Below are 18,755 nucleotides of genomic sequence, written 5' to 3'. Positions count from 1 at the left end.
GCGATGCCGAAGGCGAGCCGTCTTCCCTGACGCCGATGGGTAGCGGTGCACCCACTCGTGGTTTGGCGATTGGGGCTTGACTTTGGGTGCGAGGTGCTACCCATATCGGGATCGGCCGGTTGCGAAGCATCCGGCCTTTTCCGGCCGAACCAGCGCCTCGCAAGGGCCCCGAAGTCAAGCCCCAATCGCAATCGTCGCGCAGCGGCGATGAACCCAGGTCTTCGTCCGAGGTGCATGACCACGCTGGAACAGGCACCTGACCGCAATGGCGACCACGCTGGAACCCGACCGCAACGGCGACCACGCCGGAACTGAGCGCGGGCCACCAAGACCCGCGCCGCCAAACCTCAGAACGTCCGCTGCACCCGATCAGCCACCAGCTTCACAAACCGGGACGGATCCCCGAGCTCCCCGCCCTCAGCCAGCAACGCCAACCCGTAAACCAGCTGAGCGGCATCAGCCAGGGACTCCCGCTCACCAGCCACGAACGCCCCGTGCAACCCAGCCACGAGACCGTGCGAGGGATTCAGCTCCAGAATCCGCTTGATCTTCGGCAGCTCCTGCCCCATCGCCTTGTACATCTTCTCCAACGTGGGAGTGATGTCATGGGCGTCCCCGACCACACAGGCAGGCGAGGTCGTCAACCGCGACGAGAGCCGGACCTCCTTGACGTCCTCGGCCAGCAGCTCCTGCATCCACGACAGCAGATCGGCGAACTCGGCGGCCTTCGACGCGGCCGCCGACTTCTCCTCCTCCGTCTCCAGGTCCACCTGCCCCTTGGCGACGGACTGGAACGACTTCCCGTCGAAGGACGGCACCGAGTCGACCCACATCTCGTCGATGGTGTCGGTCAGGATGAGGACCTCGTACCCCTTGGCGCGCAACGCCTCCATGTGCGGCGAGTTCTCCACGGCCACCCGTGAGTCACCCGTCATGAAGTAGATGTGCTCCTGCCCGTCCTTCATCCGCGACACGTACTCGGCGAGCGTCGTCGGAGCGTCCTCGGAGTGCGTCGAGGCGAACGAGCACACGTCGAGGATCGCGTCGCGGTTGTCGTGGTCGGAGAGCAGGCCCTCCTTCAGCGCCGCGCCGACCTCGCCCCAGAGCTTCTGGTAGTCGTCAGGACGGGCGGTCATCAACGACTTGATCGACGACAGCACCTTCTTCACCAGGCGGCGGCGCATCAGCTGGATCTGGCGGTCCTGCTGCAGGATCTCGCGCGACACGTTCAGCGAGAGGTCGGCCGCGTCGACGACGCCCTTCACGAAGCGCAGGTACTCCGGCATCAGCTCGGCGCAGTCGTCCATGATGAAGACGCGCTTCACGTAGAGCTGCACGCCGCGCTTGGCGTCGCGCATGAACAGGTCGAGCGGTGCCTGCGCGGGCAGGAACAGCAGCGCCTGGTACTCGAACGTGCCCTCCGCCTGCATGCGGATGGTCTCGAGCGGCGCGTTCCAGTCGTGGCTGACGTGCCGGTAGAACTCGGCGTACTCCTCCTCCGTCACCTCGGAGGCCGGGCGGGCCCACAGCGCCTTGCGGGAGTTGATGTCCTCGCCGCCCAGGCGCACGGGCCAGGTGATGAAGTCCGAGTAGCGCTTGACGATCTCGCGGATCTTCGCCGGCTCGGTGTAGTCGGGCAGCTTGTCCTCGTCGTCGGACGGCTTCAGGTGCAACGTGACCGACGTGCCCTGCGGCGCCTCGTCGACGTCGTCGATCGTGTACGTCGCCTCACCGGACGACTCCCAGCGAACGCCCTTCTCGGCGTGCGGGTGCTTCGTCACGAGGGTGACCTTGTCGGCCACCATGAACGACGAGTAGAAGCCGATGCCGAACTGGCCGATCAGGTCGGACGTCGACGACTGCTGTTCCTTGAGCTGCTTGAGGAACTCCGCGGTACCGGACTTCGCGATCGTGCCGATCAGCCGCACGACGTCCTCGCGCGTCATGCCGATGCCGTTGTCGCGCACGGTCAGCGTGCGCTCCGACGGGTCGGACTCGATCACGATGTGCAGGTCGTCGACGTCGACCTGCATGTCCTTGTCGCGGAACGACTCCAGCCGCAGCTTGTCCAACGCGTCGGAGGCGTTCGACACCAGCTCGCGCAGGAACGTGTCCTTGTTCGAGTAGATCGAGTGGATCATCAGCTGCAGCAGCTGGCGCGCCTCGGACTGGAACTCGAGCGTTTCCATGCATCCCCACCGAAAGAACGAAAGCGGAACGAACAGCCCACTAATTTAGCGACCCACCACGGTGAGCGCGCCGGGGACCGTGCGAACGGAGACGGGTAGTGCCTCCTGCCGTTCACCGTCGGCGTAGGCGATCCAGCCGTTACCGCCCGCGAGCGAGACCTCACGGGCCCGGAACGTCCGCACGGCAGGGTGCTCGGTGTGCTTGCCCGTGCGCAACGTCGGCAGCATGCGCACCAGCGTCGTCCTGCTGCCGCCCTCCACGACCGTCACGTCGAAGAGGCCGTCGGAGGCGTCCGCGGCGGGGCACACGGGGATGCCGCCGCCGTAGTTCGGCGTGTTGCCCACAGCGACCAGCGTCGCGTCCAGCGAGAACTGCTCCGTCTCCGTCGTGACCAGCAGCGGCGCCGACCTCAGCGACGCCAGCTCGGCCAGGATCGCGAGGTCGTAGCGGCGGGGACCGGCGGGCCAGCGCATCGCGTTCGCCCGCTCGTTCACCGCCGAGTCGAACCCGGCGCACAGCACCGTCGCGAACCACTGCCCCGTCGACAGCCGGCCCAGGTCCAGCGTCCTGCGGGTGCCGTGCACGACGTCCTCGACCGACCGCGACCCCACGGCGGCCGCCAGGTCGTTGCCGGTGCCCGCCGGGACGATGCCCAGCGCCGTCGAGGTGCCCGCGCACGCCTGGACGCCCAGGTGGACGGCTCCGTCGCCACCGAGCACGACCAGCAGGTCGACGCCGTCGGCCACGGCGTCCCTGGCCATCGCCAGCGTTCCGGCGGCGTCGTGGGCGACGAGCTGCGTCAGCGACGAGACGTGCGGACGCAGCGCGGCGGCGGTCGACCCGGCCATCCGGGCCGCCCGCCCCTTGCCCGACGCGGGGCAGACCAGCAGGGCCGCCCGCGTCACGTGGTGTCGTCGTAGTTCACGCGCTTCGAGGGTTCCGAAGCGATGGCCTTCTCACCGGGGTCGTTGCCGTCGGCGTCGGACGGCACGTAGTGGAACGGCGCCGCCTCGTCGTCGTCCAGCGCGTCCCAGCCCTCGGCCGCGCGCAGCTTGGCCTTGCGCTTGTCGTGCACGCGGGCGATCTGGATCGCCATCTCGAACAGCGCCGACAACGCGAGCGCCAGCGCGACCATCGAGATCGGGTCCGTGCCCGGCGTCGCGATCGCGGCGAACACGAACAGGCCCATCAGCAGACCGCGCCGCCACTTGGCGAGCATCTCGTAGCTGATCACGCCCGCGCGGTTCAGCATCACGACGATCAGCGGCAGCTCGAAGCTCACGCCGAAGATGAACAGCATCGTGATGATGAACGAGACGTACTTGCCACCGGTCAGCGCCGTGATGAAGTCGTCGCCACCGAAGCTGATCAGCACCTGCAGGCCCTCCGGGACCACCAGGTAGGCCAGCACGGCGCCGGCCGCGAAGAGGATCGCGGCGAAGAACACGAAGGTGCGCGCGAACTTGCGCTCCTTCTGGTAGAGCCCCGGCGTGATGAACGCCCAGAACTGGTACAGCCAGAACGGGCTGAGCAGCACCGCACCGGCCGCCGTGCCGACCTGCAACCGGATCATGAAGCTCTCGAACGGCTCGGTCTGCAGCAGCCGGCAGCCGATCTCCCCGTCGAACTTCACCCGGTACGGCTCCAGGTCCGGCTGGCAGTACGGGGCCGTCATGATGTCGCCCAGCGACGGGATCGGGCCGAGCTTCACGCCGAACCAGATCCAGCCGAAGATGGCACCGATGGCGATGATCAGCATCGCCATGCCGAGCCGGTGCCGCAGCTCGTAGAGGTGATCCTTGAGCGACATGGTGCCGTCGGGGTTGCCCCGACGGCGCTTGCCGCGTTCCCGGCGCTCGGCGATCCACCGGAACGGACTTGCCACCGCGCTAACCGCCCTTACAAGTCAGTGGGACCGCAAGGTCAGTTGTTGGTGGCCTTGTTCTGCGCCGTCTGCTCGATGGGAGGAGCGACCTGGGGCTGCTGCTGCACCGGCGGCTGGGCCGGCGGGAGCTGCTGGACCGGCTGCTGCACGGGCTGCTGCGGCTGGACCGGCGTGTCGTCGGAGTCCGAGTCGCGCAGGCCCTTGGTCTCGGCCTTGAAGATCTTCGCCGACTTGCCCAGCGACCGGGCCATGTCGGGGAGCTTCTTCGCACCGAACAGCAGAATGATCACCACAGCGATGATGATCAGCTCGGTGGGTCCGAGGTTACCCATTGGTGATCCTCCTGTCTCCCCCGCCACGACGATCGTACGCGGGGTTCGCCCTGGTCTGGGCGGGTTCCTTGCGCCGCCTCTCGGCGAAGGCCACCTTCAGCGCCGCCCTGCGGGCCTGGAGCAGGCCGACTCGGTCGCCGACCCTGTCCCCCACCAGAGTGCGGGCGCGGGCGAATCGGCGCAAGGATCGGACGACTCGGACCGCGATCACGATGACCACGACCAGGCCGAGCGCGATCAGCGCCAGGGTCGGTGTAGACGGCACGATCACACGTTATACGTCTCAGGTGGACAGCAGGTGATCTGCCCGGCGCAAGGCTTCCTCCGCCTGCCGCCGCACCTGCACCGCGAGCTCCGCCGGCTGCTCCACGTGCACGTCCCCGCCCAGCCCGAGGAGCAGGCGCACCATCCAGGACGGGTCGTCGTAGCGCATGAGGACACGGGTGCGGCCGTCGGACAGCTCCGCCGCGTGGTCCACCGGGTAGTACTCCGCGACCCAGTGCGCGTCCGGTTCGAGCAGAAGGACCGCGATCTTCTGATCGTCCCGTGGTTGGAACAAGCCCTCCGACGTATCGGTCTGCTGGGCGTGCGGCGGAGGCGACGACGGCTCGTCCAGGGCCTCCACGTGGTCGATCCGGTCCAGCCGGAACAACCGCACGCCGAGCGCCGAACGGCACCAGGCCTCGAGGTAGCCGCGGCCCTCCAGGAGCAGCAGGCGCATGGGGTCGACGACCCGGTCGCTGATCGCGTCGTGCGACTGCGAGTAGTACCGGATGCGCACGGCGCGTTCACGCTTCACGGCGTCCTGCACCGCGGCGCGGATCTCGGCCGTCTCCTCGCGTTCGAACGCGCCGAGCCCGACGACCATGCCCGCGGGCTGCGCCTTGCCGACCGCCGACTCGATCTTCGCCAGCGCGCGCTGCACGGCGTCCGTGTCGACCACGCCGGGGGTGTCGGCCAGCGCCCTGAGCGCGACCAGCAACGACGCCGCCTCGGCCGCGGTGAGCCGCAGCGGCCGGTTCATGCCCGCGTCGAACGAGACGGTGATCGTCTCGCCCTCGAAGGACAGGTCGATGAGGTCGCCGGGCCCGTAGCCGGGCAGGCCGCACATCCACAGCAGCTCGAGGTCCTTGCGCAGCTGCTTCGGCGTGATGCCGAAGTCGGCCGCGGCCTCCTTGATGGTGATGGCGGGACGGGTGAGCAGGTACGGCACGAGGGCGAGCAGCCGCGGCAGCCGTTCGTTCGACGCGGTCACCGCGCTCCTTCCAGTGCGCCCTGCAGGCGGTCGCGGACCGATTTGGCGAGGACCTCGGGTTCGAGCACCACGACGTCGGGGCCGAACCCGGCGAGCCACTTGGCCGCCGAGTCGGGGAACTTCAGGTCGATCTCGACGACGTCGCCGCCGTCGCGCTCCTCGACGACCTTGGCGTGCCGGCGCACGCCCAGCGCCCGGTCCTTGGCGACCCAGATCCGCGCGGGCGCCGTCTGGTGCGGATCGGCCTGCGTGCGCGCGATGAGGCTCATCAGGTCCGTACCCTCGGGCACCTTCACGACGCCGGGCTTGCCCACGGGCTTCACGGTGCCCACGACGCGGGAGAGCCGGAAGCAGCGCGTGTCGTTGCGGTCGCGGTCCCAGCCGACGAGGTACCACCGACCGCGCCACGCGACCACGCCCCACGGTTCGACCGTGCGGTCCTTGTGGCCACCGGGCGGCGGCTTGCGGTACCCGAACGTCACGACCTGGCCCGCCTGCACGGCCTGCAACAGCGGCGGGAACGCGGGTTCGTTCGCCCTGACCTTGGGCTCGACGGCGGCGGGCGCGTCCTGGTCGACGTCCACCCCGGCCGCCCGCAGCTTGATCAACGCACCGTGCACGGCGCCCGTGAGCTGCGGCGAGTCCCACAGCCGGGCGGCCAGCGCGACGGCGGCCGCCTCATCGGGCTCGAGGTCGATGTCGCCGAGCTCGTAGTCGCGGCGCGCGATGCGGTACCCGTCCTCCGCGCCCTCGGCGTTGGTCTGCCTGCCGGTCTCCAGCGGCACGCCGAGGTCCCGCAGCTCGGACTTGTCCCGTTCGAACATGCGGAAGAACGCCTCGTCCGTCGGAGCTTCGTGATAGCCCGGGACGATGGCGCGGATGCGCTCCGCTGTCAGGTACTGACGGGTCGACAGCAGGCACAACACCAGGTTGACGAGGCGTTCGGCGCGTGCGATGGCCACGGACAAACCCTAACGCGTGCGCGCACGGAAACCTCATCACCACCTGTCGTCAACGGTCCGTTCAGAACAACGTCCGCAGCTCACGCACCAGTTCGGCGGGTGCCTCCTCGGCCATGTGGTGCCCGCAGTCGATCGAACGGACCTGCACGTCGTCGGCCCACTCGGCCCAGATGCCGGGCAGGTCCTCGTACAGGTCGCCGAGGTCGTCCTTGGCCGACCACAACGCCAGCACGGGACACGTGATCCTGCGCCCGCGAGCGCGGTCCTCGTCGTCGTGGAACCGGTCGACCTCCAGCCCGTCGCGGTAGTCGCCGCACATGGCGTTCACGGTCTCGGGGTCGTGGATGGCGCGCTGGTAGTCGGCCCAGTTCTCGACGCCCATCGCGAGCGGCGTGTCCCGGTAGCGCCCGCCGTACCACTGCTCGGGGTTCTGGCTGATCATCGGCGCGGCGATCTCCTGCTGCGCCAGGAAGAACCAGTGGTACCAGGCCTGCGCGAACCGCGCGTCGGCCCGTTGCAGGTGGGCGCCGATCGGCAGCCCGTCGAGCACGGCCAGCGCCGTCACGCGGTCGGGGTGGTCCAGCGCGAGCCTGATCGCCGCGGCGGCGCCCCGGTCGTGCCCGGCGACGGCGAACCGCTCGTGGCCGAGGTCGCGCATGAGGTTCACGAAGTCGCGCGCCATGGCGCGTTTCGAGTAGTCACCGGGTTTGCCGGACTCGCCGTACCCGCGGAGGTCGGGACACACGACGGTGTGGTCGTCGGCGAGCAACGGCGCGACGCGGTGCCAGGTCGTGTGGGTCCGAGGGTGGCCGTGCAGGAGGAGAACCGGCGGCCCTGCCCCGCCGGTCCTCACCCTCAGCACGGCCTCGCCAACGTCCCTGCGACGCAACGAGAATCCCTCGAACACCTGCTTCGGCTACCCCGCTGAGAAGTGGCCGACACGTCCTTTTTCGCCGCAGGGCCGCACGGCGTTACACACCCACGACGACCTCGGTCGCGGGATCATGGGCGACCTGCGACGTTCCGTCCACGACGACCGTCGCCCGCGCCCACGGCCGTTCGCGGAGCAGGAACGGCAGCTCCTCGGCCAGCCACGCGGCGACGTGCCGCCGTTGCTCCTCGGAGTCGCCGTCACGGGCGACCAGCCGCCGTTCCTGCTCGTCCAGATCGCCCTGCACCCAGACCGACGCGTCAACCCACGGCGAGAGCTCGTCGCGCACGACCCCGGTGCCCTCGACCCACACCACGCGCCTCCCGGCGGGGACGTGGATCGCACCGGAACGGCCGTGCGCGACCCACGCGGGCGGCCGGAACGCCACCGCCTCGCCCCGGTGCAGCGGAGCCAGGACGTGCTCGGCGAGGAGCCCGCCCCAGTCGAAGCAGGCGTGGTTCCAGGCCACGTCGTCGGTGTGCACGACAGCGGACCCGGGAACGGCCTCGCACAGCCGGTCGGCGAACGTGGACTTCCCGGCGCCACCACGCCCGTCGACGGCCACGACGAGCGGCCGTCCCGCGACCTCTGCCCCGCACAACCGCCGCACCACGTCCGCCAGCGCCACGACGCGCCACCCGGCCGCCTCGGTCTCCCCGGGATGCAGCCGCATCTCCCGCTCCTCTCAGGTGCGGCCGACGCGGCCCTTCTCGCCGGCGGCCCAGCAGGTGGGTCCCACGCAGTCCACGGTGTCGAAACTGCCGGTGTCCGCGACCTTCCAGCTCCGCCCGTCCCTGCTGGTGTCCGTCCCGGACGGACCGACCGCGACGAGGCTGTCGCCCCGGTACGCGATGCCGGACCGGTAGCCGATCGGCGCCGTGGTCCCCGCCTTCCAGCCGCGCACGTCGTACGTGGCGAACGCCGGCGTCGGATCGGTCGGCTTGAGGTAGTCCCCGCCGATCGCCACCCCGCGCCACGGCGTCTTGAAGGCCACCGCGAACACCCCGGCCGCCTCTCCACTGGGCAGCGGCACCTCGGACGCCTTCCACGACCGCCCACCGTCACGCGACTCCAGCACCCGTGCCTTCGCGCCGCCGCCGGTCGCGATCCACGCGTGGTTGCCACTGGTCGTCACGCACTGCCCCGACGCCGCGAACGCGAACTCGCCCGGCAACGCGTCCGGCATGCCCTTCGTGTCGTTGACGTGCCACGACCGCCCGCCGTCCCACGTCCTGAGGACCCGGAACCTGCCGTCGACGGGGTCGCTCAACGCCAGCCCGCGGAACCGGTCGAAGAACGCCACGCAGTCGTAGAACGCCTTCGGGTCGGTGTTGCGGAACTCCTCCTGCCAGTTCTTGCCACCGTCGGACGTGCGGTAGATGCGCGACGACTCACCCTCGCCGATCGACAACGCCACGGCGTTGCGCGCGTCGAACGCCTCGATGTCGCGGAACTCCAGCGCCTCGGTGCCGGGCGGGCCCACCGACTCCCAACTGCGGCCACCGTCGGTCGTGCGCAGGACCGTGCCCTTGGAGCCGCTGGCCCAGGCCACCTGCCCGCTGACCGCGGACAGACCGCGCAGGCGCGCGTCCGAGCCGGTCGGCTTCAGCTGCCAGAAGGAGTCGGCGTGCGCGACTCCCGGCAAGACGAGTAAGACGGCGAATGCCGCCGCGATGATCCTCATGCGACGGCACTCTGCCACTCCTCACAACGCTGTCACAGCGACGCGATCAGCCGCTCCACCCGCTCGTCCACCGCCCGGAACGGGTCCTTGCACAGCACGGTCCGCTGCGCCTGGTCGTTCAGCTTCAGGTGCACCCAGTCGACGGTGAAGTCCCGCCCGGCCGCCTGCGCCGCCGCGATGAAGTCACCGCGCAGCTTCGCGCGGGTGGTCTGCGGCGGGGTGTCCTTCGCGGCCTCGATCTCGCCGTCGTCGGTCACCCGCTCGACCTGTCCCTTGCGCTGCAGCAGGTCGAACACGCCCCGGCCGCGGCGGATGTCGTGGTAGGCCAGGTCGAGCTGGGCGATGCGCGGGTTCGACAGGTCCATGTTGTGCTTGGCCATGTACCGCTCCATGAGGCGGTTCTTGATGGCCCAGTCGATCTCGCGGTCGATCTTCGTCAGGTCCTGCGACTCGACGGCGTCGAGGGTGCGGCCCCACAGCTCGAGGACGCGGTCGGCCATCGGGTCGGGCGAGCGCTTGGCGCAGTGCTCGACGGCCTTCTCGTAGTACTCGCGCTGGATGTCGAGCGCGGAGGCCTCCTTGCCGCCCGCCAGGCGGACGGTGCGGCGGCCCGTCAGGTCGTGGGAGATCTCGCGGATCGCGCGGATCGGGTTGTCCAGCGAGAAGTCGCGGAACTGGACGCCCTGCTCGATCATCTCGAGCACCAGGTTCGCGCTGCCCACCTTGAGCAGCGTCGTCACCTCGGACATGTTCGAGTCGCCGACGATGACGTGCAGGCGCCGGTAGCGCTCGGCGTCGGCGTGCGGCTCGTCGCGGGTGTTGATGATCGGGCGGGAGCGGGTGGTCGCGGACGACACACCCTCCCAGATGTGCTCGGCGCGCTGCGACAGGCAGTACACGGCGCCGCGCGGCGTCTGCAGCACCTTGCCCGCGCCGCAGATCAGCTGGCGGGTGACCAGGAACGGCAGCAGCACGTCCGCGATCCTGGAGAACTCGCCGGCCCGCGCGACCAGGTAGTTCTCGTGGCAGCCGTAGGAGTTGCCCGCCGAGTCGGTGTTGTTCTTGAACAGGAAGATGTCGCCGCCGATGCCCTCGTCGGCCAGTCTGCGCTCCGCGTCGACGAGCAGGTCCTCGAGGATCCGCTCCCCCGCCTTGTCGTGGGTGACGAGCTGGGCCAGGTCGTCGCACTCGGCCGTGGCGTACTCCGGGTGAGAGCCGACGTCCAGGTAGAGCCGGGAACCGTTGCGCAGGAAGACGTTGGAGGAACGCCCCCAGGAGACGACCCGGCGGAACAAGTACCGCGCGACCTCGTCCGGGGACAGACGACGCTGCCCGTGGAAGGTGCACGTCACCCCGAACTCTGTCTCAATGCCGAAGATCCGCCGCTGCATACCCCAACAGTAGGCGACTCGTAGGTGGAGCAGGGTGATCCGTTCGGGCGGCACGCCGGTTGCGGTTTAGTGTCGGGGTGTGTGGAAACGCGTCAGCGCTCTCGACAAGAAGCTCATGGGCTCCTCTGCCGGACTGCCTCCGAGCAGGCTCGACAGGGGTTTGAAGAGGCTTTCGAAAGCCGCCAACCACAGTCTGCTGTGGTTCGTCATCGCGGCGATCCTGGCGACGGGGAAGGGACCGTTCCGGCGGGGTGCGTTGCGCGGTCTCGCGGCCATCGCCGGGGCCTCTGCCAGCGCGAACCTGGTCGGGAAGTCGCTTTTCCCGCGCCGCCGGCCCGCCGCTGACCTGCTCGCGATGGACCGCCGTCTGTCCAAACGCCCGACGTCCTCGTCGTTTCCTTCCGGCCACTCGGCGTCCGCGGCCGCATTCGCCACGGCGGTCGCGCTGGAATCGCCCAAAGCAGGCGCGGTCGTCGCACCGATCGCGGCCGCCGTCGCCTATTCACGTGTTCACACGGGCGTTCATTGGCCGTCCGACGTCGCCGCCGGCGCGGCCGTGGGAGTCGGTGCCGCGTACCTGACGCGCCGCTGGTGGCCGCTCGGGATGAACGAGCCCGCGTCGGCCTACGAGCACGCCGACCTGACGTCGTTGCAGGACGGCGAAGGCCTGGTCGTCGTCGTGAACCCGCACTCGGGCGTCGGGCCGGACCCGACGCCGCAGATCGCGGAGGAGTGGCCGAAGGCGCAGGTCGTCACGATCCAGGAGCTGGCCGACCTGCCCGACGCGAAGGCGCTGGGCGTGGCGGGCGGCGACGGCACCGTGGCGGCGGTGGCGTCGATCGCGGCCGAACGCGACCTCCCGCTGGTGCTCATCCCCTCCGGCACGCTCAACCACTTCGCCCGCGACGTGGGCATCACCGGCCTGCACGACACGGCGCAGGCGGTGGCGGACGGCGTGGGCGTGCGGGTCGACCTGGCGCAGGTCAACGGCCAGTGGTTCGTGAACACGGCGTCACTGGGCGGCTACCCGGACATGGTGCGGATCCGCGAGAAGCTGGAGCACCGCTGGGGCAAGTGGCCGGCCGCCGCGCTGGCGCTGTTCCGCGTCCTGCAGCGCGCCAAGCCGCTGGACATCACGATCGACGGCGACAAGCACCTCGTGTGGCTGCTCTTCGTGGGCAACGGCCCGTACCGGCCGAAGGGCTTCGCGCCGACGATGCGCCCGCGGCTGGACGACGGGCTGCTCGACGTGCGCTACGTCCGGGCGGACCGCCGGTACTCGCGGACCAGGTTCTTCCTGGGCGCGCTGCTCGGCGCCCTGGAGCACTCGCGGATGTACAAGCACCTGGAGGTGGCGTCGCTGAACGTCGAGGTGCACGGCCCGCCCATCTCGATCGCGACCGACGGCGAGGTGCGCGAGCGCGGCAACACCTTCAAGTTCGTCTCACGGGCGGCGGCGCTGGGCATCTACCGGCCCTAGCGGGCGGTGGCGCGTTCCACGAGGTGCTCGGCCTGCTCGGGTCCCGAGTGGAACGCGCCGCGCGGCGCGAGCATCCCTGTCGCACGACCCTCACCGGTACGGGTCGGTGATCTCGCCGAGCATCTCCAGCGCCTCCCGCAACTGGGCCATGCGCCGCTTGCCGAGGTGCCGCTCCCACTCGTCCTCGATCCTGGCCAGCTCCGCGTTCGCGACGGGCACGGCCTCCATCGCCTTCCCGGTGACGCGCACGAGCCGCGCCCTGCCGTCCGCCGGGTCGGGCACGCGTTCCACGTAGCCCGCCTTCTCCAGCTGGTCCACCAGGAACCCGGCGGTCTGCTTGGTCACCTGCGCGGCCTCGGCGAGCACGGTGAGCCGCGTTCCGCCCGGATCGACGCGCATGAGCACGCGCGCCTGCGCCTGCGTCACCTCGAACCCGGCAGCGTTCACAGCCGCCAGGACGCGGTTCTCCACGTCGCGGTTCGGGATGAAGAGCAGCAGACCGATGTTCACCCGGTCCCCCCGTTGTGTTAGTCAGATACTCTGATTAAATTAGTCAGCCTCTCGAACTAAATCAAGAGGAGGACGACGATGGACGACACGAGAACGTGGCAGGTCATCGACGCCGAACGCGCGGCGACGGCGGACCTGCTCGCCGGGCTCACCGACGTGGAGTGGACCTACCCGTCGCTGTGCGAGGGCTGGACGGTGCGCGAGGTCGCGGCCCACCTGACGCTCGGGCCGCGGATGCGGATCGGCGCCACCCTGGGCGCGTTCGTCCGGGCCCGCGGGAGCTTCGACCGCATGGTCGACCAGACCGCCCGCGCCGAGGCGCGCAGACCCACCGGCGAGATCGTCGCGGAGCTGCGCGGGACCGTCGGACGCCACCGGCTCGCCCCCGGTCAGTCGTTGAAGAACGCGTTGATGGACGCCATGGTCCACGCGCAGGACATCGCACTGCCGCTCGGCGTCGAACGCCACATGCCCATCGACGCCGCCGTCGTCGCCGCGGACGACCTCTGGCGGATCGGCTTCCCGTTCCACGCGCGCCGCCGGCTGGCCGGGCACCGGCTGGTCGCCACCGACACCGACTGGTCGGTGGGCGAGGGCGCCGAGATCAGCGGCCCGATCGAGGCGCTGGTGATGCTGCTGGCCGGCCGCACCGCGACGATCCCGCGGCTGACCGGCATCACGGCCTGAGCTCGCGCACCACCCTGCGGCACACGTGGACGCGCTCGAACCGCTGGCGCATCTCGGCCTCCCGCTCCACCCGGACGCGCAGCACGGCGCTGACCGGCTCCAGCCCGTACTTCGCGCTCAGCACGGTGCCCGCCTCGGCTGCCGACGCGTGCACCCGCAGGTGTCGTTCCACCTCGACGAACCCGTGGTGCGCGAACCAGGCCAGCGCCGGGTCGTCCTGCACCCACGCCTCCACCGTGCGCACACCACACCGTTCGAGCCGTCGCACCGCCTCCGCCAGCAACGCGGACGCGACGCCACGCCGTTGGTGGTCCGGGTGCACGACCAGGGTGTCGATGACGGCGTCCTCGCCGGGCACCGACACGTCCAGCAGCCCGATGACCACGTTGTCGCCGGCGGCGACCAGCTCCAGATCGGCGCGGCTCCTCGACTGCCACTCGCCGTCGTGGCCGCTCGTGCCCAGCAGCCCGAGCACCCGGCAGCGCAGCCACGACGGTTCGTCGGCCGGCTCGTAGTCCCTGACGTCCCCCGGCGGCCCGGCCTCGCCCACCGGCCGTTCTTCCGGCGCCCCCGCCCGGTGTGCGGCCCCGAGCAGGCTCAGTCCCCCTGGTCGCCCTCGTGCGGCGTCCGCCACGTCCTCCCCCAACCCGCTCCCCAGCAGCCGGACGTCTCCGGCACCGTCCAGGGTTCCTGAAGACGCAGCCGCGCGCACTCGTGTTTCGCCGTCACCGTTTGCCAGGAACATACTCAGTATGCATACTCGGTAGGTATGTCGGTCAAACACGGTCTGCTCGCGCTGCTGGAGCGCGGGCCCATGTACGGCTACCAGCTGCGGGCGGCGTTCGACTCCGCCACCGGCGGCACGTGGCCGTTGAACATCGGGCAGGTCTACACGACGTTGTCGCGCCTGGAGCGCGACGACCTGGTCGCCGCGCTGCCCGAGAACGACGGCCAGCGGCCGTACGAGATCACCGCGCACGGCCGCGACGAGCTGGCGAAGTGGTTCACCACGCCCGTGCAGCGCGGCGACCGGCCGCGCGACGAGGTGGCGATCAAGCTCGCCCTCGCCATCACGACGCCCGGCGTCGACGTCGCCAAGGTCGTGATGACCCAGCGGACGTCGACCATGCGCACGCTGCAGGAATACACGAGGCTCAAGACCCAGCCCGGCGACCTGCCGTGGCTGCTCGTGCTCGACGCGATGATCTTCCAGGCGGAGGCGGAGCTGCGCTGGCTCGACCACTGCGAGGCGAGCCTCGTCCGCTACGAGCCCGCTCCCGGACCGACCTCGGTCCCCGCGGCGACGGACGTCGAGGTGCCGAGATGACCGTTCTCGAACTGCGCGACGTCCGCCGCGTGCACGGCACCGGCGAGACCGCGGTCAACGCCCTCGACGGCGTCTCGCTGACCGTCGGCCCCGGCGAGCTCGTCGCCGTGATGGGCCCGTCCGGCTCCGGCAAGTCGACGCTGCTGAACCTCTGCGGCGGCCTCGACGGCCCCACCTCCGGCACCGTGCTGGTCGACGGCACGAGCCTGCAGTCGTTGTCCCGCAAGCAGCTCGCCGCCTGGCGCCGCAAGCGGATCGGCTACGTCTTCCAGAACCTCAACCTCATTGCGAGCCTCACCGCCGCCGAGAACGTCGCACTGCCGCTCGACCTCGACGGCGTGCGCAGGTCCCGTCAGCAGGCGGAGAAAGCGCTGTCCGAAGTGGACCTCGACGGTTTCGCCGACCGGTTCCCCGACGAGATGTCGGGCGGCCAGCAGCAACGCGTCGCGATCGCCCGCGCCCTGATCGGCGAACGCCGCCTCGTGCTCGCCGACGAGCCCACCGGCGCCCTCGACTCCCGCACCGGCGAGACGGTCCTGCGCCTGCTCCGGTCCAAGGTGGACGCCGGAGCCGCCGCCGTCCTCGTCACGCACGACGCCCGCCACGCCGCCTGGGCCGACCGCGTCGTCTTCCTGCGCGACGGCGTTGTGGTCGACGTCTCGCGGCGCGACCAGCCAGAAGAACTGCTGAGCACGCCGTGAACGGATGGCGCGCAGCACTGCGCATCGCCTGGCGCGAGGCCCGCCGGTCCCGCGTCCGCACCGCCCTCGTCATCGCCCTGATCGCGATCCCGGTCGCCGCGCTGTCGTTCGCCGCGGTGGTCTACGACTCGACCACGCTGACCCCGGACGAGGACGCCTCGCGCCACATGGGCGCCACCGAGGCGATGGTCCGCTGGCCGCACGGCGGTCCGGTCATGCAGCAGCCGGACCAGCTCTTCGCCATCCCGAACGGCGAGGAGGACGGCTCGAAGCCGTCGGAGGAGCGTCTCCGGGCGCTCCTGCCCGGCGCGGAGCTGATCTCCGTCCAGAACGCCGGCGTCACCCTCCGCACCACCGCGGGGATCGGCCGCGCTGGCGTCCTCATGGTCGACGTGACCAACCCGCTGACGAACGGGATGATCACCGTCCTGGAGGGCCGCGCGGCTGGCACGACCACCGAGGTGGCGCTGTCCCGGACCGCGATGAACCGCACCGGCGCGAGTCTCGGCGGCACCGTCACCACGGAGGACGGCCGCTCATTCACCGTCGTCGGCGTCGTCGAGGAACCTGGCGCGCTGGAGAACACGACGGTCGTCACGCTGCCGGGCGCGTTCCCCGGCGCCGACCAGATCTGGCTCGTGACCACGCCGCTCGACTGGGCGAAGGTCAAGGAGCTCAACAGGTCCGGCGTGGTCGCCCTCTCGCGCGCCGTCCTGCGCGACCCGCCGTCCCCCGCCGAGCGCTACTCCCAGCTCGGCGGGCCCGACGAGCTGCGCGCCGAGGTCCTGGTCCTGATCGCGGGCCTGGCCGTCCTGGAGATGGCCCTGCTGGCCGGCTCCGCCCTCGCCGTGGGCGCCCGCCGCCGCAAGCGCGACCTGGCACTGGTGGCCGCGGTCGGCGGCGCCCCGTCCCACGTGCGCCGCATCGTGCTGGCCGACGGCGTCGTGGTCGGCGTGCTCGCGGCCCTGAGCGGGGTCGTCCTGGGCACGCTGGCCGCCGTCGCGGCCCGCCCGCTGATCGAGTGGTCCCTCGAAGAACGCTTCGGCGCCCAGCGCCTCTACCCCACCGCCCTGGCGACCCTGGCCCTCCTGGCGATCGTCACCGGCGTGCTCGCGGCCGTCGTCCCGGCGTGGATCTCCGCCCGCCAGGACGTCGTGACCGCACTGGCGGGCCGCCGCGGCATCACCCGCTCACGCCGCCGCTGGCTGGTCCTGGGCCTGGTCCTGATCGCGCTGGGCGTGGCGACGGGCGTCCTGAGCGCCGTCAGGATGGAGGTCGTCGGCATCCTCGGCGCCCTGATCCTGACCGAGGTGGGCCTCGTCCTCTGCACCCCGGCCCTGCTGGGCCTGCTGGCCAGAGCGGGCCGCTGGCTCCCGGTGGCCCTGCGCATCGCCCTGCGCGACGCCTCCCGCAACCGCACGGCCGCCGCCCCCGCCATCTCGGCGGTGATGGCGGCGGTGATCGGCGCCGTGGCCGTGAGCGTGATGCTGACCTCCCAGGCGCAACAGGAAGCGAGCCAACTGGCGGGCACCATCGGTGACGTCTCCGTCTACACCAAGAACAACCTCACCAAGGACAGCAAGACCGCCCTACCGCCCTCCGTCGCCACCACCCTCCGCAACACCATGCCCACCGCCGAGGTCCACGAGGTCAAACTCCTGGCCTGCGACGGCGCGGCGTGCATGGCCTACGTCCGCCCACCGGAGGGCAAGGAGTGCCCGTACTCCCTGGACGTCCTCAACCGCGAACCCAGCAAGTCCGAGGAACAGGCCGCCCTCCAGGACCGCCGCTGCGACAACGTCGGCCGCGCCCACCGCTACTTCGGCGCCTTCACCAGCCCGAACGGCTTCCTGGCCATCACCGAACCGGACGCGGTGGGAACGATCCTCAAACTCCAGCCCCAGGACGCCGCCCAGGCCCGGACGGCCATGCGCGAAGGCAAGGTGGTCGTCAACACGCCTGAGCTCGTCGAGAACAACCAGATCCTCATCTCGACCCGCCTGCAGTCCGTGACCACCCCGGCCCCGTCCCACACCGTCCCGGCGTCCACCGCCCCGCTGGCCCTGATGACCGAACAGACCGCCATCTCCCTGGGCTTCGCGGTCGAGAGCTTCACGATGTACGCCACCACCACCCGCATGCCCACGACAGCGGAACAGGACGCCCTGACCGCAGCCCTGGGCGGCGAGTACGAGGTGCACGTGGACCGTCCGACAGAAACAGAGACTCAACGAGCCCTGGGCATCCTCGGCCTCGTGGCCGGCCTCATCACCCTGGCAGCAGCCGCCCTGGCCACAGGCCTGGCAGCAGCAGACGGCCGCCGAGACCTCACCACCCTCGCCGCCGTGGGCGCCACCCCCACCCTCCGCAAACTGCTGTCCCTGAGCCAGGCAGGCGTCATCGCCGGCACAGGCGGCATCCTCGGCACAGCAGCAGGCGTGGGATCAGCCCTGGCCCTCCTGGCCGCCTTCAACGTCGGCTACGAAACCCAGTGGCCCCATCCCCCGCTCAACCCGCTGACCATCCCCTGGCCCACCGTCCTGACCTCACTGCTGGTCATCCCAGCAGTGGCCATGCTGGGCGCGGCCCTGTTCACCAGATCCCGCCTACCAGTGGAACGCCGAGAATAGGCTCCGCCCATGACGACCTTCGCAATCGCGCACGGAGCAGGCGACGTGGGCTGGTCGTGGCACCTGGTGGCCGCCGCCCTGCAAGCCCAGGGCCACACCACCATCGCCCCCGACCTCCCCACAGAGGACGAGTCGAAGGACCTCACGGACTGGGCGTCGACCCTCATCGACGCCCTCCCGTCCCAAGAGGACGTGGTGGTAGTAGGCCACTCCTTCGGCGGCTTCGTAGCCCCACTGGCAGCAGAACGCCTCAACGCCAAGGCCTTGGTCTACCTGACCGCAATGCTCCCCACCCCAGGCGAGTGCCCAGGAGACTGGTGGTCCAACACGGGCTACCAGGACTCAGGCCTGGACGACCAGTTCTGGCACGACGTCCCCCCAGACCTGGCAGCGGAGGGCGAGAAACGGTCACGCGGCATGGCCGAGTCCCCCATGGCCAAACCCTGGCCACTGCCAGCAATGCCAGACGTACCAACACACTTCATCCTGTGCACAGAGGACCGCTTCTTCACTCCAACGTTCATGCGAAGCGTCCTGGCAACCCGCCTACCAACAGTGACGCCGACAGAACTGAAAGCAGGCCACTGCGCACCTCTAAGCAAACCAACAGAACTGGCCGCCCTACTGATCACCTACGCAACCTGAGCGAAGCCGAAGGCGAGCAGCCGCAAAGCCGAAGGCGAGCAGTTTTGCTTTGAGCCAAGAGCTCCGGCGGTGGGGTCCCGTCACGAGTCGCACCACAGCTCTTGCTGCACCTGGAGGGGGATGTCAAACGGCCACGCTTTTCGGC

General features: G+C 70.3%; 19 protein-coding genes. 6 read left to right on the top strand and 13 right to left on the bottom strand.

Annotated elements, in window-relative coordinates; all coding sequences use genetic code 11:
* Positions 1 to 347: 347 nt before the first annotated feature.
* From htpG to pafA, 11 genes are all read right to left on the bottom strand, one after another.
* A complete protein-coding gene (gene htpG, locus ACFWV3_RS27525; RefSeq protein WP_382415109.1) occupies positions 348 to 2,189 on the bottom strand; it encodes a molecular chaperone HtpG in 1,842 nt (613 codons plus the stop codon).
* A gap of 45 nt (positions 2,190 to 2,234) precedes the next feature.
* On the bottom strand, positions 2,235 to 3,095 hold the full coding sequence (locus ACFWV3_RS27520) for a diacylglycerol kinase family protein (protein ID WP_382415107.1): 861 nt from the start codon (positions 3,093 to 3,095) through the stop codon (positions 2,235 to 2,237).
* Positions 3,092 to 4,000 (bottom strand): twin-arginine translocase subunit TatC, encoded by a 909-nt coding sequence (gene tatC / locus ACFWV3_RS27515; protein ID WP_382415369.1) that lies wholly within the window; start codon positions 3,998 to 4,000, stop codon positions 3,092 to 3,094. The genes ACFWV3_RS27520 and tatC overlap by 4 nt, the downstream gene beginning before the upstream one ends.
* 113 nt (positions 4,001 to 4,113) lie before the next feature.
* Positions 4,114 to 4,407 (bottom strand): Sec-independent protein translocase subunit TatA, encoded by a 294-nt coding sequence (gene tatA, locus ACFWV3_RS27510; protein ID WP_382415105.1) that lies wholly within the window; start codon positions 4,405 to 4,407, stop codon positions 4,114 to 4,116.
* Positions 4,400 to 4,672: a bacteriophage holin gene (locus ACFWV3_RS27505; protein WP_382415103.1), complete on the bottom strand. Its 273-nt coding sequence runs from the start codon at positions 4,670 to 4,672 to the stop codon at positions 4,400 to 4,402. The genes tatA and ACFWV3_RS27505 overlap by 8 nt, the downstream gene beginning before the upstream one ends.
* An 18-nt stretch (positions 4,673 to 4,690) precedes the next feature.
* Positions 4,691 to 5,662, bottom strand: coding sequence for a helix-turn-helix transcriptional regulator (locus ACFWV3_RS27500; RefSeq protein WP_382415101.1), 972 nt, complete (start codon positions 5,660 to 5,662; stop codon positions 4,691 to 4,693).
* Positions 5,659 to 6,624 carry a helix-turn-helix transcriptional regulator gene (locus tag ACFWV3_RS27495; RefSeq protein ID WP_382415099.1) on the bottom strand — a complete coding sequence of 322 codons (966 nt, stop codon included), beginning with the start codon at positions 6,622 to 6,624 and terminating at the stop codon, positions 5,659 to 5,661. The genes ACFWV3_RS27500 and ACFWV3_RS27495 overlap by 4 nt, the downstream gene beginning before the upstream one ends.
* Positions 6,625 to 6,685: 61 nt before the next feature.
* Positions 6,686 to 7,513 carry an alpha/beta fold hydrolase gene (locus ACFWV3_RS27490; protein ID WP_382415097.1) on the bottom strand — a complete coding sequence of 276 codons (828 nt, stop codon included), beginning with the start codon at positions 7,511 to 7,513 and terminating at the stop codon, positions 6,686 to 6,688.
* An 82-nt stretch (positions 7,514 to 7,595) separates the two neighbouring features.
* Positions 7,596 to 8,228, bottom strand: coding sequence for a uridine kinase (locus ACFWV3_RS27485; protein ID WP_382415095.1), 633 nt, complete (start codon positions 8,226 to 8,228; stop codon positions 7,596 to 7,598).
* Between the two features lie 12 nt (positions 8,229 to 8,240).
* The gene (locus ACFWV3_RS27480) at positions 8,241 to 9,239 is read right to left on the bottom strand and encodes an oxidoreductase (protein WP_382415093.1); all 999 of its coding nucleotides are present in this window, start codon (positions 9,237 to 9,239) and stop codon (positions 8,241 to 8,243) included.
* 32 nt (positions 9,240 to 9,271) lie between these two features.
* A complete protein-coding gene (pafA, locus tag ACFWV3_RS27475) occupies positions 9,272 to 10,630 on the bottom strand; it encodes a Pup--protein ligase (RefSeq protein WP_382415091.1) in 1,359 nt (452 codons plus the stop codon).
* A gap of 115 nt (positions 10,631 to 10,745) precedes the next feature.
* Between pafA and ACFWV3_RS27470 the strand changes: the two genes are divergently transcribed.
* The gene (locus ACFWV3_RS27470) at positions 10,746 to 12,110 is read left to right on the top strand and encodes a bifunctional phosphatase PAP2/diacylglycerol kinase family protein (RefSeq protein WP_382415367.1); all 1,365 of its coding nucleotides are present in this window, start codon (positions 10,746 to 10,748) and stop codon (positions 12,108 to 12,110) included.
* A 90-nt stretch (positions 12,111 to 12,200) separates the two neighbouring features.
* Here ACFWV3_RS27470 and ACFWV3_RS27465 read toward each other — a convergent pair whose 3' ends face one another.
* Positions 12,201 to 12,620, bottom strand: a complete 420-nt coding sequence (locus ACFWV3_RS27465) for a MarR family winged helix-turn-helix transcriptional regulator (RefSeq protein WP_382415089.1) — start codon at positions 12,618 to 12,620, stop codon at positions 12,201 to 12,203.
* A 78-nt stretch (positions 12,621 to 12,698) separates the two neighbouring features.
* Here ACFWV3_RS27465 and ACFWV3_RS27460 point away from each other — a divergent pair, with 78 nt between their 5' ends.
* Positions 12,699 to 13,307, top strand: a complete 609-nt coding sequence (locus ACFWV3_RS27460; RefSeq protein ID WP_382415087.1) for a maleylpyruvate isomerase family mycothiol-dependent enzyme — start codon at positions 12,699 to 12,701, stop codon at positions 13,305 to 13,307.
* On the opposite strand, the gene ACFWV3_RS27455 is transcribed toward ACFWV3_RS27460, so the two are convergent.
* Positions 13,297 to 13,953, bottom strand: a complete 657-nt coding sequence (locus ACFWV3_RS27455; RefSeq protein WP_382415085.1) for a GNAT family N-acetyltransferase — start codon at positions 13,951 to 13,953, stop codon at positions 13,297 to 13,299. The two genes, ACFWV3_RS27460 and ACFWV3_RS27455, sit on opposite strands and share 11 nt — an antisense overlap.
* Positions 13,954 to 14,076: 123 nt before the next feature.
* On the opposite strand from ACFWV3_RS27455, the gene ACFWV3_RS27450 reads away from it, so the two are divergent.
* Genes ACFWV3_RS27450 through ACFWV3_RS27435 form a run of 4 tightly spaced genes read left to right on the top strand, consistent with a single transcriptional unit; the run spans position 14,077 to position 18,610 of the window.
* Positions 14,077 to 14,634 (top strand): PadR family transcriptional regulator, encoded by a 558-nt coding sequence (locus ACFWV3_RS27450; RefSeq protein ID WP_382415083.1) that lies wholly within the window; start codon positions 14,077 to 14,079, stop codon positions 14,632 to 14,634.
* The gene (locus ACFWV3_RS27445; RefSeq protein WP_382415081.1) at positions 14,631 to 15,335 is read left to right on the top strand and encodes an ABC transporter ATP-binding protein; all 705 of its coding nucleotides are present in this window, start codon (positions 14,631 to 14,633) and stop codon (positions 15,333 to 15,335) included. Before ACFWV3_RS27450 ends, ACFWV3_RS27445 begins: the two co-directional genes overlap by 4 nt.
* Positions 15,332 to 17,965 (top strand): FtsX-like permease family protein, encoded by a 2,634-nt coding sequence (locus ACFWV3_RS27440; protein WP_382415079.1) that lies wholly within the window; start codon positions 15,332 to 15,334, stop codon positions 17,963 to 17,965. Before ACFWV3_RS27445 ends, ACFWV3_RS27440 begins: the two co-directional genes overlap by 4 nt.
* A 9-nt stretch (positions 17,966 to 17,974) precedes the next feature.
* Positions 17,975 to 18,610, top strand: coding sequence for an alpha/beta fold hydrolase (locus ACFWV3_RS27435; protein WP_382415077.1), 636 nt, complete (start codon positions 17,975 to 17,977; stop codon positions 18,608 to 18,610).
* The last annotated feature ends 145 nt before the right edge of the window (positions 18,611 to 18,755 follow it).

The sequence above is a fragment of the Lentzea sp. NPDC059081 genome, from assembly GCF_042738015.1.
Lineage (GTDB): Bacteria > Actinomycetota > Actinomycetes > Mycobacteriales > Pseudonocardiaceae > Lentzea.
This window is presented reverse-complemented; position numbering and strand designations above follow the sequence as displayed.

What these genes read in the sequence shown, in the direction of transcription:
- ACFWV3_RS27485 (WP_382415095.1), bottom strand. Translation starts at nt 8,228, where the DNA reads ATGCGGCTGCATCCCGGGGAGACCGAGGCGGCCGGGTGGCGCGTCGTG.
- ACFWV3_RS27480 (WP_382415093.1), bottom strand. Translation starts at nt 9,239, where the DNA reads ATGAGGATCATCGCGGCGGCATTCGCCGTCTTACTCGTCTTGCCGGGA.
- ACFWV3_RS27460 (WP_382415087.1), top strand. Translation starts at nt 12,699, where the DNA reads ATGGACGACACGAGAACGTGGCAGGTCATCGACGCCGAACGCGCGGCG.
- pafA (WP_382415091.1), bottom strand. Translation starts at nt 10,630, where the DNA reads ATGCAGCGGCGGATCTTCGGCATTGAGACAGAGTTCGGGGTGACGTGC.
- ACFWV3_RS27445 (WP_382415081.1), top strand. Translation starts at nt 14,631, where the DNA reads ATGACCGTTCTCGAACTGCGCGACGTCCGCCGCGTGCACGGCACCGGC.
- ACFWV3_RS27450 (WP_382415083.1), top strand. Translation starts at nt 14,077, where the DNA reads ATGTCGGTCAAACACGGTCTGCTCGCGCTGCTGGAGCGCGGGCCCATG.
- tatC (WP_382415369.1), bottom strand. Translation starts at nt 4,000, where the DNA reads ATGTCGCTCAAGGATCACCTCTACGAGCTGCGGCACCGGCTCGGCATG.
- tatA (WP_382415105.1), bottom strand. Translation starts at nt 4,407, where the DNA reads ATGGGTAACCTCGGACCCACCGAGCTGATCATCATCGCTGTGGTGATC.
- htpG (WP_382415109.1), bottom strand. Translation starts at nt 2,189, where the DNA reads ATGGAAACGCTCGAGTTCCAGTCCGAGGCGCGCCAGCTGCTGCAGCTG.
- ACFWV3_RS27470 (WP_382415367.1), top strand. Translation starts at nt 10,746, where the DNA reads ATGGGCTCCTCTGCCGGACTGCCTCCGAGCAGGCTCGACAGGGGTTTG.
- ACFWV3_RS27435 (WP_382415077.1), top strand. Translation starts at nt 17,975, where the DNA reads ATGACGACCTTCGCAATCGCGCACGGAGCAGGCGACGTGGGCTGGTCG.